This window comes from Legionella parisiensis (genome assembly GCF_001467945.1).
GTDB lineage: Bacteria > Pseudomonadota > Gammaproteobacteria > Legionellales > Legionellaceae > Legionella > Legionella parisiensis.
The window spans coordinates 1650705-1668160 of record NZ_LNYQ01000013.1 but is presented as its reverse complement, the minus strand read 5'-3'; the positions used below and the strand labels follow the sequence as shown (position 1 = coordinate 1668160).

The following is a 17456-nucleotide window of genomic DNA, read 5'->3' as shown; positions in this document are numbered from 1 at the left end:
TTGGTTGGACAAGGAGAAACATCCGTATGTTTACATATCGAGTAGCTGTTTTAGGGAAAAAATAAAACGAAGAGCCAGACACGTGAGGTTGCCAAACTTTAATTAGGGGTTGCACTTCGTCTCTGAATGGGTGAAGCTATGTTTTATGTTTCTTATTAGGGTAAATGTCGTGCGCTATTCTAATTATTTATGTTTCTTTGCTGCTTTTTTCTTGAGTGAAGTAGGAAATTCTCAAACGCTTTCAGAGAAAATAGATGAAATTATTGCACAGAAGTTGCCGCATGCAACCGTCGGTATTCTCATTAAAGAAGCAGAAACTGGCAAAGTGGTTTACAGTAGAAACGCAGATAAATTACTTTCTCCAGCCAGTGGTATAAAGTTACTTACTGCAGCAGCAGCCCTGTATCAATTAAAACCAGACTATCGTTTTATAACAACACTCTCTCAAAAAAAACAAGATTATTTTATTCATTTTACAGGCTCACCATCTTTTACCATTGATAATTTAACTTCTTTATTACTCAATTTGAAAAAAAATAATGCGAGCACGATAAAAGGAAATGTGATAATTGATAGTTCACAATATCAGGATCCATATTATCCAAGTGGTACGTCGTATGATGATTTAGGCTGGTATTATGCTGCTCCAGATACAGCAGCAATATTAAATGAAAACAAAGTGGCCTATGAATTAATTAGCGCAAAAAAATTAGATAAACCTGTAAAAATCAATCTAAAGAAAAATCAGCCTAAAGCCCTGACACTCATTAATGAAGTCGTTACAGTGAGTAAAGAAGAGGAAAAGAATCATTGCAGTCTGAATCTTGAGGTTAAACCAAATAATATTATTCGCTTATATGGGTGCAAGACTCAGGATAAAAATCCAAAATTAATAGAACTTGCTATTCCCGATCCTATTTTATTAGTAAAACAAGTGATCCAAAGAACTTTTGATAAAAACAGTATTGCTTTGAAAGGAAAAATTATTACAGGAATATTGCCAGCTGATACGCAATTTATAGCCAGTTTTCAGTCAAAAATGCTCAGTAAATTGATTACACACATGTTACAACAATCTGACAATCTTTATGCAAACAGCCTTACAAAAAAATTAGGTTACACTTTAACTGGAAAAGGAACTCATAAAGAAGGGGCTTATGCCATCAAAAAAATATTGTCTGAGCATACACATCTGGATTTATCGCAAATAGAGATCGTTGATGGAGAAGGAACACGCTATAACTTGGTGACTCCAGAGCAAATGGTGATTTTGCTTAATGACCTTTATCATGATAAAGATATGAAAACAATTTTCTTTGAAGCATTACCGCAAGCAGGTGTTTCAGGAACTCTAAAGGATAGAATGAAGAAAACCATGCTCGAGAAAAAGGTTTATGCTAAAACAGGTTCAATGCATGATATTTCTTCATTATCTGGTTTTATTATTAATCCGCATGACAAGGCCTTCATTTTTTCCATTATTATCAATGGAGTAAATAAACCTCTAGTAAAAGCTAAGTCACTTGAGGAAAAAATATTATTGGCTTTAGATGAATACAGTTTAGAGGCAACTCCTAGTTAATATCTCAATATTTTTACTGTAACTATCTAATAAAAAATGAGTTTTAATCATATCGTTTTCTAGCTTATACTAAATTTATAAGCTAAGGAAAAAAATATGGATGAAAAAGCATATTATAAAGCTTTTACAAATTTAATCGGAATAATTTGTTTTCTTACAGGTCTTTTAGATTTATCCGTCAGATATTTCAATATTCATTTATCCGCTGAGTTACCTATAGATATCTTTATGAGACCAACTACCGCTTTGAGCTTTATTTTAGCAGGACTGTCATTAATTTGTTTAAATAGAAAATTTGTCCAGTTCAGTAGAGTTTTAAGTAGTATTCTCTTATTATTTTCCGGAGTTATATTAAGTCAATACATTTTGAATGTTAACGTGGGTATTGATGAATTATTTATTAGAATTTTTTCATTAGATGTTCATCACTATCCAGGTCCTATGGCATCGAGTGTCGCTCTAAGTTTTATAGTTATTGCTCTTTGTTTCCTTATCGTATCATTTCAGTTTTCAAATTATTGGCTTTGGATGTGTTTATTTGGTGTTTTTTTTACCTTAAGTTTAGGATTTATTGCAACAACCAATCATTTTATTGAGTTCACAACACATTTTGGTGCTGGACCATGGATGAAGATTTCAATTTATACTTCGTTGGGGTTAATTCTTTTAAGCTTGGCAATCATTTCTTATATTAATTCAAAAAATGTAAAACATTCTCTTGTATCTCTGCCGCTAATAGCAGTTTTCGTGATTTTAAATATCACCGTGTTTGGGTGGCAGTTCACTAAAAAAAATCAGGAAAACTCGTTAAATATGTTGTTACAGTTGAAAGTTGAAAATGTAGAGGATGTGATTGAGTCGCGCACAGCAGAACTCGCTTCCTCCTTTTCGAGAATTACTTATCGCTGGCTGAATCGAGACGCTACACCTGCAAGTGAATGGCAAGCGGATATGATGCACCATATTCATGATCAGCCAGGTTATAACGCCATTTTATGGATCGACAACAAATATCAGATACGTTGGGTTGCTCCCGAAGAAAGTAGTGAGCTAATTAAAGAATATAACTTTTACGATAATCCTGACCGACGTCGAGAAATGTTAGGAAGTCTAGCGAAAAATGAATTGCAAATAAGCTCTCAGTTTTATTGGGTTGAGGGAAATAAAGTGATTTTACTATTAAGCCCCATGTTGAAAGAAAATTATTTCCAAGGGTTTATGGTCGGGATTATAAATACAGAGGTATTTTTAGAAGATATTTTAAAAAAGATTGATATTCAAGGATATAATTTGGGCATTTACGATGCTTCCGGGCTTTTATATACGAATGCTCCTAGTGACCATAAGTATTACAAGAGTTGGAAGCATAGCATTACACTCCCTTTATACGGGCAAAATTGGAAGATCATTATTTGGCCTTCTATTGTATTGCACAATCAGGTTATTACCTCATTTTTCCCAACTATGATCTTGATCATTGGAATAATGATTGCTTTGCTTTCCGGTTTTTTAATTCATACACTTCAGTTTATAAAAGAGAATTCTGATAAATTAAAGCGAACACAAACTGAACTAGCAAATGCCCGCGAACGTTTGCAAGGAATCATTGAAGGCAGTAGTGATTTAGTGGCTGCAATTGATTTGAATTATGATTTTATTGCGTTTAATACGATGTATAAATGTGAAGTATATCGCATTTTCAAAATTGATTTGGAAGTCGGCATGAGTTTTAGGGTGCTTTTACAGAAAATGAGTGTTGAAAATCAAACAAAAGCGATGGCGTATTGGGAAAGAGCAATGAAAGGCACCGGATTCACAGTAATCGAATCATTTAAAGACAAACGACATGATGGGCTAGATTTTGAAATACATTACAATCCTATCCATGATTCGGAGGGCAAACTTATTGGTGTGAGCCATTTTGCAATTAATGTTCATCAACGTATCCAAAGTGAAAGAAAACTTGAAGAGTCAAAAGTCGAGCTGGAAAATGTGGTAAAAAGTCTTGAAACTCAAAATAAAGAGTTGGAGTTGTTGAAAGAGTTAATGAGTTTATTGCAATCAAGTCTCTCTATGGATGACGCGATTGAAATAATTAAAAATTATAGCAAACGAATTTTATCAGGAACTTCGGGGATTGTTTATCTTATTTCTTCAGATAATTTAAATCTCATTAGCAGGGTGCTGATCTGGGGAGAGCCAGTTTCTAATTTATTCCTATTTACGCCTAAAGATTGCCTCTCTTTACTACGACATCAATCTTATTATATCTCTGATACAACGGAAGGTGTTTTGTGTAACCATATAAAAAAGGGTGAAAAAAAGCCTATAGGCTATGTATGTTTACCTTTATTTGCCCAAAATGAAATGCTGGGGCTATTTTATGTTGAATTTGGCTTAAATACTGATAATCAACGGTTGATTGCGTTGGCACAAATTATTTCTGAACAATCCGCATTAAGCATATACAATATTAAGCTTCGTGATGTTCTAAAAACCCAATCTACTCAAGATAGCTTAACTGGTGTTTATAACCGACGCTTTTTTGAAGAGTACTTGCAAAAAGAAATTTTAAAAGCCAAAAATCATCCATTTACATTTGCTCTTTTATTAATCGATATTGATTATTTTAAAAAAGTCAATGATACCTATGGTCACTTGGTGGGTGATCAGGTTCTTTTTGAGTTTGCTGCAAAAATTAGACAAATATGTCGACAAGAAGATTTAATTTCTCGCTGGGGCGGTGAAGAGTTTATGGTCTTTTTACGAATTGCTAATTTGGATGCCGCTAAATTAAAAGCAGAAGTAATTCGTGAGTCTATTGAGAAGTTTTCAGTTGAAGTGAATCAGGAAAAACCTATTTCAATTACCATATCAATTGGAGTGTCTTTTTATCCTTATGATGGTAAAAAGGTAGATGAGTTGATATCAAAAGCCGATGAAGCTCTTTATGAGGCAAAAAAAATGGGACGTAATAAAGTCGTAGCAAGTTCTAGTATGCATCAAAATAAAAAACAATAATTAAATGGATGCTAACCATGTTCAGCTCTATCTTGTTATTGTTTAAAAAGTCTGGATAATCGTCCTTTATTTTAATGAGTTGAAGCAATGAAGACTGAAAAATTATTTTCCTATGGCACATTACGTTATGAGGCAGTGCAACTGAGTAACTTCGGACGAAAACTGCATGGAACATCTGATAGCCTACCAGGATTTGGCATCTCTAAAATAAAGATCAAGGATCGCGATGTGATTACTACAAGTGGTGAGGAGGAACACCCCATTATCACTTTTACTGGAAAATCTGCAGACCGCATAGAAGGTATGGTATTTGATGTGAGTCCTGAAGAATTAAATAAAGCAGATTCTTATGAAGTTGCAGACTATAAACGGGTCAAAGTGAAGCTAGTTTCAGGTATATTTGCCTGGGTATATGTTCATGTTGAAAGTGTAGAATAAAACATTGAGCAAAATGGATTCCCGCTTGCGCGGGACGAGATTAAAAAATACATTGAGAGGATTCATCAACAAAAGTTTCATTAATAAATGTTAATGTACAATACGATGTTCATCTTTAACCCATCTCATCAAAAATGCCCCGATTATTTGATATAAAGGTAAAATTGCCAAACCAATATGATAACCAGATAATGAAAAATCATGAGAAGTACCTGCATTGCTAAAAATATCCAGCAGTTTTCCTATCGCAGGTTCAGTAATTGCATCAAGGAAAGCGTCACTTGCGTTGATTAAGGAAGTTACTGTACCTGCAAGGTATAATGGATTTGATTCTTTTCCAATCACAAATACTATTGGAAATGCTCCTAAACTAAAACCAAAGAGAAAAAGCAATACACTCAATAACCAAATTGGCATAGGATGCGCATAGATGACCAAACTAATAGATATAGCAGAAATTAAAGTGCTATAAAAAATAAATGCACAACGATTTTGTATGCGATTAATCAATAAAGCGAAGACTGGGCATGCAATTGCTAATCCTACAAATACTAAAGAAATGAGAGAGGGGGAAACTAATTTATCTAAATGATACGCTTTTTGTAAAAAAGGATTTCCCCATAAACCGCAAAAAATAACTATGGGAGAAAAGGCTAAGCCACTATATCCAGTCAATAACCAGTTTTGTTTACTTTTTACAATTAATAAAATATCTTGCCATAAATGCGGGTTTTTAGGCTCAGGATTAGCTTTGGACTCTGTACACTCAATAGAGGAAGACGGTTTATCTTTAACAATAGAAAAGAACAAGAAGGCCAATATGATACCCATCCAAGCCATATAAAGTAGACTGCTTCTCCATCCTACCTGACTCACCAACCATGCAAGCGGCATTTGTCCAAAAATTGCTCCCACCATTGCAGCAGTAACAAGTAAAGAGGTTAGCAAAGCATAATATTTTTGGGGAAACCATACTGCTGCTAATTTGAAATAAGCGATGGAAGCAAAAGAAACGCCAACTCCAGTCAAAGCACGGCCCCAAATAGCGATATTTAATTCTTGAGCCTGAGAAAAAATATAAATTCCAAAGGCACAGCAAAAAATTGCTGCCGTTGTAACCCAGCGTGTGCCATATCGATCGAGAACGATTCCTACGAATAAAGGTACGATAAGATACGTCCAGAAATAAACACCGGATAATACACCAAGGCCCAATCCCTTTAGATTAAATGCGTCCATCAGTTGTTGGGGCATTACGCTGGGAAAATTTTGGAGGATGTATTTATAAAATAAAAATGCAGCGCATAAACTAATGATAAAAAGAGCGCGGTGGGTTATTTTTTGTTGTTGTGATGCTTCTGCATCAAGTGTGTTTCCCATGATGAATCTCCTCAATTTGTTAAATCGTATCACTTGATTATTCGGCCTTCCCCTAGAGAGGCTGAATAATCAAAGACACAACTCTAGGGCGAGGAGAGGAACACCACGACCACCACTACAACTGAAACGATAGAAACAATAGAACTCACCAACCCAGTAGAGTTGCTAAGAAAAATTGAATGGTTTGAGCTATTGTTCATATATATTGCAGAGTGAAGAATAAATTGTTAATTATCCTGATGATACCAATTAGTGTTAATTCTTGTCAAACAAATCATCAAAAAGAATTGAGTAACCGGCAAACAAGAATGTATTGTTTAAAAATCACAAAATGATTAAGGAATATGAAATAAGAGTTTATGTAGGGATCCGAGACATAAATGTCTCGGATTAATTTAAACATGTTGATTACAACTGCTTAGCATTGTTTCGAAAATTATCATTTCCTATGTTTTAATCTTGATTCATCTTCAGCTTCTGGTACGGGAACGTCAGGCATCAGTCGCTTAAATCTGTTGAACCAACTAAATCTTATTTCTGGTGCCATAATTTCATCAGGTCTCACTTCATCTATTAGTTTATGTAATGCATCTTTGTTATAAGGTGGAACAACTGCCTCAAGTTCTTTATGTGCCCTGATAATATCTTGCGGACGTGGAGCAGGTGCATGAGATGGTACTAAACGTTCTAACATGAGTGAATAACTGCTTTTGGGTTGTGGTTTTGGTGTCATGCTAAAAGACGTTTTTTCTGGTAGAAGCTGCAATTTAGTTGTTTGAACTTTCTCTATGCGACTCATCAAGTCTTGTGCTCGGGTTTGGCAAAATTGAGTTCGTCCTCTGAGTGATTCTACTTCACGGCTCATGTGATCATTGTGGAAAAAGTTAATGGTACAAATATTAGATCGTGACTCATCATAATTTAGCTTTGCTTGCAACCAATCTTGTTCGCTTAATTGGTGCTCATGAGTTATATCATTTGAAAAATAGGCATACGAATCTCCATATCGTCGATAGCGAGACATATGGCTGGGATCAACAATTAATCGTGCTTGACTGAAATCGTAAACTCGTTCCAACTGAGAGTTAAGAAGAATTCTTTCGTTTCTCAACACTTGCAGCGCTTGAGAAAGTCCGCGCTCTTGCAATCTTAAACTTTCTTCTTCACGTTCACGGTGTGTGGGTGATTCATATACAGTTTCTGGTTGATTTAATCGACTTTTGACTCGATCAAGTAATTGTTGGAGTACTTGCTCGTAAGTCTGGGGAGGCTGTTCGAGCTGAGCTTTATGAAAGGAAAGTCGATCTTCCAACATGCGAATTTTTCTATCAATACGTAATTTAGTCAGCTGTAGTTGTGTGGTATCATTCGTAGTAGTAGGAATTGGTATTGCGTGCTGTGCTCTAAGCGCTGTGAGCTGTGAGGACAAGGTCGCTATTTGCTGATGTACATGAGCATGAGTTATTGGCTGATTATTAACAAGAGGTAATTGCAGATAAGCAGTAAGCTGATCCAAATCATCAGTGATATAAGCATGGTGATCTTCCATTAATAATACTGCTTCTTCAATGTCCTCTAACTCTTTCTCTACTTCCTGTAAGTCAGTTTCTAGCTGTCTGAGTTCTTTATCAAGTTCTTGCAGCATATTGGCACGTGCATTGGCGTCAGCCAGATTCGCTGCAATGGAGCGGCTTTCTTTGTTCCATTCAACTCTTGCTTCTTTAAGTTTTTGATTGTCTTGTTGTTGCGTTTGTTCGCTCACATGTTCGGCTTGTGATTTATTCTTTGCAATTAATGACATAAGAAGGAAAAGTAGCAGTTGTTGCCGGAGCTGTTCTTCAGCATTCTTTTCCCTAATGAATTGAATTTGTGCTTCTTCCTTCATGATTTCTTTAACAATCATATTTACGGTTTCGTTACCGCCGGCTGTTTTAAGAAACTCGATTACCTGTGTGGCGTTTTGTAGTCCGAAACGAGCAACAAATCGAGCAGCTAAAGAAGAATTTGTTTCGGTTGTAGTCGATCCATTGCCTTTTTCTATGTTTGCAAACCATTTCTCAAGCTGGCTTGAAGTCAAAGCTATTGGGGCAGGTTGTGATGCATTGGCCACGAGAAACTCCAGTATAGTAAGTGCTGTTCAAATTATAAACTTTTTTGAACTTAAAGTAAAGTAATTGCTTTAGTAATAATCAGAGAAATCAAGATGTTAATTTAGCGAGTTGATACATGACCGGCCAAACTGGTTTTTGGTAGTGAGTTGTCCATAACTTTATGAAAAAGAATTTTTTTCCATAAAATTGATAGGAAAGTAAAAAACACCAAACATACAATAATTAACGAATCATAATGCACTAGTGAACCATATTTTAGTGAAGCGGGGGGGATAAAGGTCACTATAAATGAAATGATGATGCCAATTAAACCCATAAAAGAAAATAAAATAATGTACTCAAAAAAATGCTTTTTTTCTTGCCAGGCTAATCGTATTGCACTTGCAAACATGAGCCCGTACATCAATAAATACATTTGTGTGGCCAAAGTAATCATGAACCAATAGGAGGTATTAATACTAGGTAATAACACAAAAATTGTGCTAATAAAGGATACACCACATGCCTGCATAACCAAAAATTTAGTAGAGAATTGACTTGATGAATTATGGAGTTCGTTACTCGCAAATAGTAAGCCTTTCAGAGGAGCGATAAGCCAGTTATTTGCACAACCAATACACCCCAGAACGATTAATAAATTGACGAGCAAGCTTAGCTTTTCGAATTGGATTTGGGTAAAAAAGATTCGGAATAATTCAGGTATGCCGCTAATAAAATTCAATTGTTGAGGGGATAGCAATAACGCTAAAGTTAATGAGCCCAAAAGCATCGTAGAAAAAATAATAATCACTGAGAGCGCAATGGCTTTTGGGAAAGCACCGGGTTTACTATCTTGAATATGAACACCAGCAATTTCAATACCACAAAAAGAAAGAATGATTGCTGTTAGCGAAGCCCATGAATCTTGATGAGAATGTGTGATAAGTTTTAGGGATTCAGGATGTGAAATGATCCAAATAATTCCTATAACTAAAATTAAAATGAAGGGAAGTAAAAGACCGACTATGGAACAAAACACCGTTAATCGATTGGATAAATGAAGTTCTTTTATGTTGATCCAAGTTAAACACCAAATAAGAAAATTGATCATAATAAAAAGGAGCATTTTATTTTCAATGAGATTGGGGTTAATGCAATACAAAAATGCTCCTGCTATGAAGCTAAAAAACGCAGGATAAATAAGGATGTTTTGCATCCATTGGAACCAAACGGCAATAAAACCCGTTTTTTTGCCTAGACTACTTCTTACCCATCCATAAATTCCCTCGTGAGACTTAGAGGAAAACCATCCTGAAATAACTGCGCTGGGTAATAAAAAGAAAAAAAAGGCTAGGCCAAAATACCAGAAAATCTCTGCTCCAACTAATGCTGCAGCAGGCAAATTACGAATGCTGTCTACGGAGCCAACAGTCATTAGAGTTAAACTAAAAATGGTTAGCTTTTTATTCATTAAAATCTTAATGATAAACAGCTTAAACCACCATCAATTTTACGAAACTCACCAACATCTACAAAGGACACTTGAAAACCTGAATTCTGCACCATTTCTCCGGAACGAGGGTAGCCTTGGGGCATAATCACGATGTCATTGACTCTAATACAATTGGCTGCATAAGCTTCACCATCATCAATAATTAATTGTTTATATGGGTTAAAAGCAGGATGATTCACTAATTCACCATTGACCAGCAAGCATCCATCTCCCACATAGGAAACTCCTGTTTTTAGATGTAGAAATTTTTTAAGTTCTATTAATGTACTTTTATAGCCATACTGAGCCAATAGGGCAGATAATTGGTTCGCACCCTCTCTGTTAGTGCGCTTTGAAATACCTATATAAAAATGATCTTCTACTTGCAAGACGTCTCCTGCTTCCAATGTTCCAGGAGCTTTTACTTTATGGATTTTTTCTTTATAAATAGTTTGGATGTATGGTTCAATTAGATTAACTTCCCCTTGTCTTGATAGAGCCCCAGGACGCGTAAGGAGTGCGAATTGTTCTGTAAGAAGTGCAGCGTCCTCAACAAAGCATGAATCAGGAAAAGTGTCTGCTGCAGGTAAAACAGTTACTTCTAGACCACAATGAACTAGTGCATTAATATATTTTTGATGTTGTTCAAGAGCTTTTAGATAGTCAGGTTGACCTAAATCCTTTGTAGATGTTAATCCATGAATTAATTTGGGTGATGGTATTCGTACAATTGCTTGTTGAAACATATTTATTCCCTTTAATAAAAAATAGAGATCCTGTCCTGGATAGTCCCAAATCTTATGAATCAAATCAAGACATATGCTTGTTTTTAAATTGAAGAATATTTTGCTGAATTTAGATCGTAATAACTGCTGCCCCAGTAAACCTCCCATGACGTAGATCTGCAAGTGCCTGATTCACTTCAGTTAGTGGATAAGTATGAACTTCCGTTTTAACAGGAACTTTCGGAGCCAATGTTAAAAACTCTTCACCGTCATTTCGAGTGAGATTCGCGACAGAACAAAGAGTTCGCTCTCCCCAAAGAATGCTGTAAGGAAAACTAGGGATGTCGCTCATATGGATTCCAGCACAGACTACGATTCCACCTTTGATTGTATTGCGAAGTGCAAGTGGAACAAGATCCCCTACAGGAGCAAAAATGATGGCGGCATCCAATAGATGTGGCGTGGGTTTGTCTGAATCTCCTGCCCAAGCTGCGCCTAATTTATAAGCAAATTCTTGAGCATTTACGTCTCCAGGGCTCGTAAAGGCGTATACCTTTCGATCTTGTTTTTGTGCTACTTGAATAAGAATATGTGCTGCTGCACCAAAACCATATACCCCCAAATGTTGGGCATTGTTTGTTTTCAATAGAGCACGATAACCGATTAATCCAGCACAGAAAAGAGGGGCGGCTTGCTCGTCGGAATAACCATTGGGGATGGGAAAACAAAATTGTTGGTTCGCTACACAATATTCCGCAAATCCTCCATCAATTTGATAACCAGTAAAACGAGCCTCATCACAAAGGTTTTCACGTCCTGATAAACAAAATAAACATTTCTCACAACTTCCACCTAACCAGGGAACTCCAATTCTCTGCCCAATTTCAAAATGAGTGACTAAAGCACCAGTTTTTTCGATTATACCTACAATTTGATGACCCGGAATAAGGGGAAGTTTGGGGTTTTTTAATTCTCCATCTAGGACATGCAGATCCGTTCGGCAAATACCACAGGTTTGCACTTTAATAAGCACTTCATTTTCTTTGGGAGCAGGTTTTTTTACTTCTTTAAAGATTAAATTTTGTCCTGGTTTTTCCATAACCATAGCGTGCATCATAATCATCTCCTCCCTCATTTTGAATGATAAATAAGATATATTGCTTAAACTGTAGACTAAATAATGTAGTTTATTGGACTTGACAAAATACTTTTGTATATCAAACTGTATTTGGTGTATTTTTCAAATCATATTAATGGAACAAAACTACATTAGACGGAGCAATAATATGAATACGCTATTAAAATGGAAAAAAGGAAATCCTTTTTCAATCGAACATCATGATAATCCTTTTTTGAGCCTTCAACAGGAAGTTGATAAAGCATTCCATGATTTTTATGATATGTTTGCGTCAAATAAGAATCTATCACAATTTGAGAGTCTGAATCTTATGCCTTCAATGGATGTTGTTGAGGATAAGGATCATTTTACTATTCAAATGGAAATGCCTGGTATGGGTGAAAAAGACATTAGTGTGTCTTTTAGCGGAAATGTACTTACTATCACCGGTGAGAAATCGATTTCTAAAAAAAATGAGAATAAAAAATATATTTTTCGTGAAATTGGTTATGGTAAATATGAACGTTCAATTTCATTACCTTCAACAGTAGATATTGATAAAGCGAAAGCAACTTTTAAAAAAGGAATGCTTTGGATTGAGCTACCAAAAAAAACAGAAGCTAAAGGTAAGTCTCGAGACATAAAAATCGACCATATTAAATAAATACTTCATCATGCCTCAAACGATGAGGCATGATGATTCCTTTTAAATGCGATAATTTTTCAGATTGTTGCACCAATTTTTATTTATTGCAGGCATAAAGATGAGCGATATTGAAAATCATATCTTTGACGATCTAACGATCGGTGAATCAGCGCAATTAATCCGTACATTAACCATTGAGGATATTGAGCTTTTTGCAATCATGTCGGGTGATGTCAATCCTGCGCATGTTGATGCAGAATATGCTAAAAATGACATGTTTCATAAAATTATTGCTCATGGAATGTGGGGGGCATCACTTTTATCTACCGTTTTAGGAACGCAACTGCCTGGACCTGGAACCATTTATCTGGATCAGACTTTAAAATTCGAATACCCGGTTAGTGTAGGAGACACAATAACCGCAACACTTGAAGTAGTAAAAAAAATACAAAAAAATCATATTGTTGAGCTTAATTGTAAGTGCGTCAATCAATTAGGGAAAACAGTGATCAGTGGCCTTGCAACAGTCATTGCCCCAACAACTAAAATAAAAAGAAAACGTATTGAACTGCCCACAGTAGAACTAAAACCAAAACAAGAGCATTGGTATCATCGCTTAATTACAACGAAAAATTCGCTAAAACCGCTTAAAACGGCTGTAGTGCATCCGGTAGATGTATTGTCACTTAAAGGTGCAATTGCTTCCGCTGAGGAGGGTTTAATTACTCCTGTTCTTATTGGACCGAAGCAAAAAATTCTTGATGCTGCAAAAGAAGCTAATATCGATATCTCGCACTATGAGCTCATTCCAACAGAACACAGCACGGAAGCAGCCGAAAAAGCAGTAAAACTTGCTGCGACACAAAAAGTTGAAGCAATAATGAAAGGTAAACTTCATACGGAAGAGTTGATGAAGCCAATTGTTGCCAAGGAAAATGGTTTACGGACTGGGCGCCGTATGAGTCATATATTTTCTCTGGAAGTTCCTAGCTATTCCAAACCTATTTTTTTAACTGATGCAGTAATTAATCTTTTTCCTCATCTCAGAGAGAAATGTGACATAGTGCAAAATGCAATTGACCTTTTCCATGCACTCGAATTAGGTACTCCCAATGTTGCAATCCTTTCAGCAGTTGAAACTGTAAATGAAAAAATTCCATCTACACTCGATGCTACTGCTCTGTGTAAAATGGCTGAGCGTGGACAGATCACTGGAGGACTTTTAGATGGTCCTTTAGCATTTGATAATGCAATTTCTATGGATTCAGCACGTACAAAAGGTATTTTTTCTCCAGTTGCTGGTAATGCAGACATCTTAGTAGTTCCTGATGTTGAGTCAGGTAATATGCTTTACAAACAAATGACTTACTTATCACATATTGAAGCTGCTGGTATGGTATTAGGAGCTCATGTTCCCATTATTCTTACAAGCAGAGGCAGCGATGAATTATCGCGTAAAGCTTCATGTGTCATGGCTTTGTTATACGCACGAAGAAAAAAATAGTGAAAAATAAATTAATTATCAGACATCATCAAAACAGAGTTTTTGGGGATTATCAAATGAATAGGATTTTTAAACATACATATTGAATGTAATTTTAAACACATTAATCCATTCGGAGAATTATATGTGGTTTTTAAGATTGCTTTTTGTGATATCAGGAGCCATAGCCAGTTGGTTTGTTGGGCGTGAGGAACTGAGGTTCCCAGTTGTCCAAATGGTAATAGCTGTTATCTTGTTTACCCTGATTATAAGTGCAATTGCTTTTTGGCCTGAGCTGAAAAGTTGGTATAAGCGATTCCGCAAGAAGTGATTTAAATCAATTTTGCGAAAATCACTCCCATATGTTTATAACGGCCGCATAAAAACTAAATTTACAAAGTTTTAGGACTCTGAGATGGTTCATCGCTAATCATCTCTACTCCAGATTGCTTTTTCGAAACATTGGGCAATGATTCAATGGTTTAAATCATATAACCCATAAGAGCCTCTTTATCATTAACTGGAATACTGCTGGGAATATGTGCAAATACATATGTTCCCCAGTATCGTACATGTCGTTTAAGTAAATCAAATAGGTTCGACTGCGCTAAGTATTTTGCTTCATGCATAGTAATTACTCTACTATCGGGAGGGAATAAGCCCTATCTCACGAGCTATTATTAACAGTAACAGGTTCAGCAATATTATAATGGTTTTGTTAGCCTTAGATAGGATGTTTCTCAATTCCCTGAAGCTCATAAGCCGCCACTAACCTTGCTCCTCTATCGATTTTGCAATTTTAGGAAATTGCTCTTCGATGACAGTGAACATCTTTTCAATAGATTAAACATTTTTTGGGGGGGGCTGCTTACGTTGCGGGGGGCGTTTTGCAACTGATTTACCTACAATAAAAAGGTTCATGCTAATTTTCTATATGTCATGATGAATACTCCAACTGAATTAGTTTAAAACTAATGCAAACACTTTAATACTTTAATAAGATGAGAAGTTAGTAAATGCAGATGAAAATTGTTATAAATTACGGGAAAATAAAAAAGGAGATGCAAATGAAACACCATTCACCGGGATTTTTAGCATTGGTAACAGAAGCCAAAAAACGTATTAAAGAAATTGGTCCCCAAAAATTAAAAGAAAAAATTGACCTTCATGAACCCATGCAGATAGTTGATGTACGTGAGCTTAATGAATGGGAAGCAGGTTCTATCCCAACAGCAATCCACTTAAGCAAGGGAGTTATTGAGCGCGATATTGAAAAGAAGATTCCGGATTTGAATACTCAAGTGATTGTATATTGCAGTGGTGGCTTTCGGAGTGCTCTTGCTGCAGATAACTTACAAAAAATGGGCTATACCAATGTTTCCTCATTGGAAACCGGTTTACAAGGCTGGCTTGATGAGGGTTATTCTTTGTAAAAATAAGCAAGTGTTAGGTACTTTGATCGGTATAAAAACGAGTAAATCTCCTGCCTCTCTGATGAGGGGTATTTTTCTTGTCAGAAGATTTCCTCTAATCAGTAATATGTTTAAAATTGATAGTATACGCATTATTCCAATGCCAATTATTTTTCTGACTTGTGGTAATGACCATCGATTTTACTCTTTTTGCATCTAATTCATTATTTTTCTTATAAAGTAATGAGAACTCTAAAGTATCCTCAATCAGGGGCGAAAGCAGAAAAGTTGATTTTGCCATATTTGCCACAAATCGATATTGCTTTGTAGTGCCATTGTTTAACTTCAAAGTGATTTGCAATTGTTGTGGTTTAAAAAGAATGACTGCCAAAATGCCCAAAACTTTTGGTTTTAATTCAATTTCAGCAAACAACAGCTGTTCTTTAGGTATATCAACTTGTTCACCGAGAACATGGGATTCTCTTTTTAATAAAGCGAGGTTTGTTTGATAAGGATTATCATTTTTATGAAGTAATAAAAAATTATTAGCTGAATGACCAGGTTGATAATAAGTGAGTAGCAAGGGCCAGCTTGCACCATCTTCCAGTGAGGGTATTCGTTGATCAATGGGTTCAATCTTAAAAATGATGTTATCGGGCTTATGTTTTCCTTGTAGGTGTTTTTTATTGTCCTCAGCTAAGCCTTGACTGAAAACAGAGTAGCTCTGAAAGATTGGACGTGGTGACCAAATATTTTGTGAGGAGATTAAGTAGCTTTGGTTGTATGAGTAAATATCGGTAGTTCCTTGTAAAATAGGGATACCAGCTTGCTCGCGTAAGAAGTTCATCGTAAAGATAAAGTTTTTTTCGAGCCAGAATGAGTCTTGTATTCTGCTTTTTAAACCATGCCATGCACTGGTATATGTAGAAATGAAGTTATCGCGAATTGATATATGGGTATGCTGACTATTAATATAATACCAGCTGCTTAATGATACAAAAATAAGTAAATAGTTGACCCATGAATTAAGAATAAAGAGTAGAAACAGTGCTGCGAGCAAGATTGAGGTTCCCGGTATAAATGCATGACCTGAATGACGCGTAAAACCTGTTTTAAAAGAAACAAATAAAAATACAAAATACACGCTTAGTAAAAATATTTTTTCACCTCGTGGTATTTGTTTTCGCCATGAAATGGCTAAGAAAATTAATAAACAAGTAAATAAATAAAAAAGGACCTCTTTCATATTGCCATCAGAAGACATTGCCTCAGTAAATCCTGACGCTATAATGAAAGAACTGAAGAGGTACTTAGGCAAAGAAGATATAGGTTGTCCTACGGTAAGCCAAAAAATAACGATTGAAACTGATGGGGCTACCAGGCAAATCAAGGCCAGCTCTTTTTTATTGTAGGCGATAAAAAAAATAAAACAAATAATGAGCATTAGAAGGCAAATAATGAGCATTGAGCCCTTGATTAATGCCATTAAACCAAATGGAGCAAAGAGAAAAAAAGTAAATACCAGCAGATAATGACTTTCAATTTTGCTTTTTAAAAAGAGGATCTTAAAACTGATCAATCCTGCAAGTAGGGGGTAAGAAAAAAATAGAGAATCTCGGGCATACATCATACCCAAAAATGGTACACAATAAATTAGAGTCCAGTACCATCGACTTGGCTTGATTAAAAAAAGAAAATAAATCCAGTAAGATAGAGCTAAATATAGACATCCAGTAATCATCAAAAGATCAGTTGCTGGGTGATAAGATTTTGTATAAAGAGATGCATAGGGACCCAGAGTAAATATTATCTCTTTACCAAAAGCCAACCCTTGAGCAACTGCTTGATTTAAACCTAATGCCCATGAAGGATCAATCCCCGAGGCAGGCATTTTGGGGGATAGAGGAACAAAGGCACATATAATTATAATTAAAAGGATTAGCTGACTCAGAATATCGACGAGTATATTTGCTTTTTCAATAGGTGCTCCTTTTGTATTCCTCAATGTAGACATCCGTAGTTCCAATTTTTTAAATGTAGTGTAGCTTGGGTGATATTATGGAACAACCG

13 protein-coding genes are annotated in these 17456 nt (G+C 35.7%); 6 read left to right on the top strand and 7 right to left on the bottom strand.

The features are described from left to right. Positions 1-169 precede the first annotated feature (169 nt). The 3 genes from dacB to Lpar_RS13450 all read left to right on the top strand — a co-directional run bounded on the left by dacB (position 170) and on the right by Lpar_RS13450 (position 5041). Positions 170-1582, top strand: a complete 1413-nt coding sequence (gene dacB, locus Lpar_RS13460) for a D-alanyl-D-alanine carboxypeptidase/D-alanyl-D-alanine endopeptidase (protein WP_058518411.1) — start codon at positions 170-172, stop codon at positions 1580-1582. Positions 1583-1678: 96 nt separating this feature from the next. Continuing rightward, positions 1679-4603 (top strand): sensor domain-containing diguanylate cyclase, encoded by a 2925-nt coding sequence (locus Lpar_RS13455; protein ID WP_058518410.1) that lies wholly within the window; start codon positions 1679-1681, stop codon positions 4601-4603. A gap of 87 nt (positions 4604-4690) precedes the next feature. Then, positions 4691-5041: a gamma-glutamylcyclotransferase family protein gene (locus Lpar_RS13450; RefSeq protein WP_058518409.1), complete on the top strand. Its 351-nt coding sequence runs from the start codon at positions 4691-4693 to the stop codon at positions 5039-5041. A gap of 90 nt (positions 5042-5131) precedes the next feature. On the opposite strand, the gene Lpar_RS13445 is transcribed toward Lpar_RS13450, so the two are convergent. From Lpar_RS13445 to Lpar_RS13425, 5 genes are all read right to left on the bottom strand, one after another. Then, a complete protein-coding gene (locus Lpar_RS13445; RefSeq protein ID WP_058518408.1) occupies positions 5132-6421 on the bottom strand; it encodes an MFS transporter in 1290 nt (429 codons plus the stop codon). Positions 6422-6860: 439 nt separating this feature from the next. After that, positions 6861-8531: a hypothetical protein gene (locus Lpar_RS13440; RefSeq protein WP_058518407.1), complete on the bottom strand. Its 1671-nt coding sequence runs from the start codon at positions 8529-8531 to the stop codon at positions 6861-6863. Between the two features lie 101 nt (positions 8532-8632). After that, positions 8633-9982, bottom strand: a complete 1350-nt coding sequence (locus Lpar_RS13435) for an APC family permease (protein ID WP_065236075.1) — start codon at positions 9980-9982, stop codon at positions 8633-8635. After that, on the bottom strand, positions 9982-10749 hold the full coding sequence (locus Lpar_RS13430) for a dimethylarginine dimethylaminohydrolase family protein (RefSeq protein WP_058518406.1): 768 nt from the start codon (positions 10747-10749) through the stop codon (positions 9982-9984). Before Lpar_RS13430 ends, Lpar_RS13435 begins: the two co-directional genes overlap by 1 nt. A gap of 109 nt (positions 10750-10858) precedes the next feature. After that, positions 10859-11842 (bottom strand): zinc-dependent alcohol dehydrogenase family protein, encoded by a 984-nt coding sequence (locus Lpar_RS13425; protein WP_058519277.1) that lies wholly within the window; start codon positions 11840-11842, stop codon positions 10859-10861. A gap of 172 nt (positions 11843-12014) precedes the next feature. Here Lpar_RS13425 and Lpar_RS13420 point away from each other — a divergent pair, with 172 nt between their 5' ends. After that, complete coding sequence (locus Lpar_RS13420) at positions 12015-12509, top strand: Hsp20/alpha crystallin family protein (protein ID WP_058518405.1); 495 nt, start codon at positions 12015-12017, stop codon at positions 12507-12509. A 100-nt stretch (positions 12510-12609) separates the two neighbouring features. Next, the gene (locus tag Lpar_RS13415; protein ID WP_058518404.1) at positions 12610-13995 is read left to right on the top strand and encodes a bifunctional enoyl-CoA hydratase/phosphate acetyltransferase; all 1386 of its coding nucleotides are present in this window, start codon (positions 12610-12612) and stop codon (positions 13993-13995) included. A 461-nt stretch (positions 13996-14456) separates the two neighbouring features. On the opposite strand, the gene Lpar_RS18900 is transcribed toward Lpar_RS13415, so the two are convergent. After that, a complete protein-coding gene (locus tag Lpar_RS18900; RefSeq protein ID WP_156416208.1) occupies positions 14457-14603 on the bottom strand; it encodes a hypothetical protein in 147 nt (48 codons plus the stop codon). Positions 14604-15041: 438 nt separating this feature from the next. Between Lpar_RS18900 and Lpar_RS13405 the strand changes: the two genes are divergently transcribed. Continuing rightward, the gene (locus Lpar_RS13405; protein WP_058518402.1) at positions 15042-15407 is read left to right on the top strand and encodes a rhodanese-like domain-containing protein; all 366 of its coding nucleotides are present in this window, start codon (positions 15042-15044) and stop codon (positions 15405-15407) included. Positions 15408-15501: 94 nt separating this feature from the next. On the opposite strand, the gene Lpar_RS13400 is transcribed toward Lpar_RS13405, so the two are convergent. Beyond that, positions 15502-17400, bottom strand: coding sequence for a hypothetical protein (locus tag Lpar_RS13400; RefSeq protein ID WP_058518401.1), 1899 nt, complete (start codon positions 17398-17400; stop codon positions 15502-15504). Between the last annotated feature and the right edge of the window lie 56 nt (positions 17401-17456).

Excerpts from the sequence above, each read along its gene's own strand:
- Lpar_RS13425 (WP_058519277.1), bottom strand. The coding sequence starts at position 11,842 with ATGCACGCTATGGTTATGGAAAAACCAGGACAAAATTTAATCTTTAAA.
- Lpar_RS18900 (WP_156416208.1), bottom strand. The coding sequence starts at position 14,603 with ATGCATGAAGCAAAATACTTAGCGCAGTCGAACCTATTTGATTTACTT.
- Lpar_RS13415 (WP_058518404.1), top strand. The coding sequence starts at position 12,610 with ATGAGCGATATTGAAAATCATATCTTTGACGATCTAACGATCGGTGAA.
- Lpar_RS13445 (WP_058518408.1), bottom strand. The coding sequence starts at position 6,421 with ATGGGAAACACACTTGATGCAGAAGCATCACAACAACAAAAAATAACC.
- Lpar_RS13400 (WP_058518401.1), bottom strand. The coding sequence starts at position 17,400 with ATGTCTACATTGAGGAATACAAAAGGAGCACCTATTGAAAAAGCAAAT.
- Lpar_RS13455 (WP_058518410.1), top strand. The coding sequence starts at position 1,679 with ATGGATGAAAAAGCATATTATAAAGCTTTTACAAATTTAATCGGAATA.
- Lpar_RS13435 (WP_065236075.1), bottom strand. The coding sequence starts at position 9,982 with ATGAATAAAAAGCTAACCATTTTTAGTTTAACTCTAATGACTGTTGGC.
- Lpar_RS13420 (WP_058518405.1), top strand. The coding sequence starts at position 12,015 with ATGAATACGCTATTAAAATGGAAAAAAGGAAATCCTTTTTCAATCGAA.
- Lpar_RS13450 (WP_058518409.1), top strand. The coding sequence starts at position 4,691 with ATGAAGACTGAAAAATTATTTTCCTATGGCACATTACGTTATGAGGCA.
- Lpar_RS13430 (WP_058518406.1), bottom strand. The coding sequence starts at position 10,749 with ATGTTTCAACAAGCAATTGTACGAATACCATCACCCAAATTAATTCAT.
- Lpar_RS13405 (WP_058518402.1), top strand. The coding sequence starts at position 15,042 with ATGAAACACCATTCACCGGGATTTTTAGCATTGGTAACAGAAGCCAAA.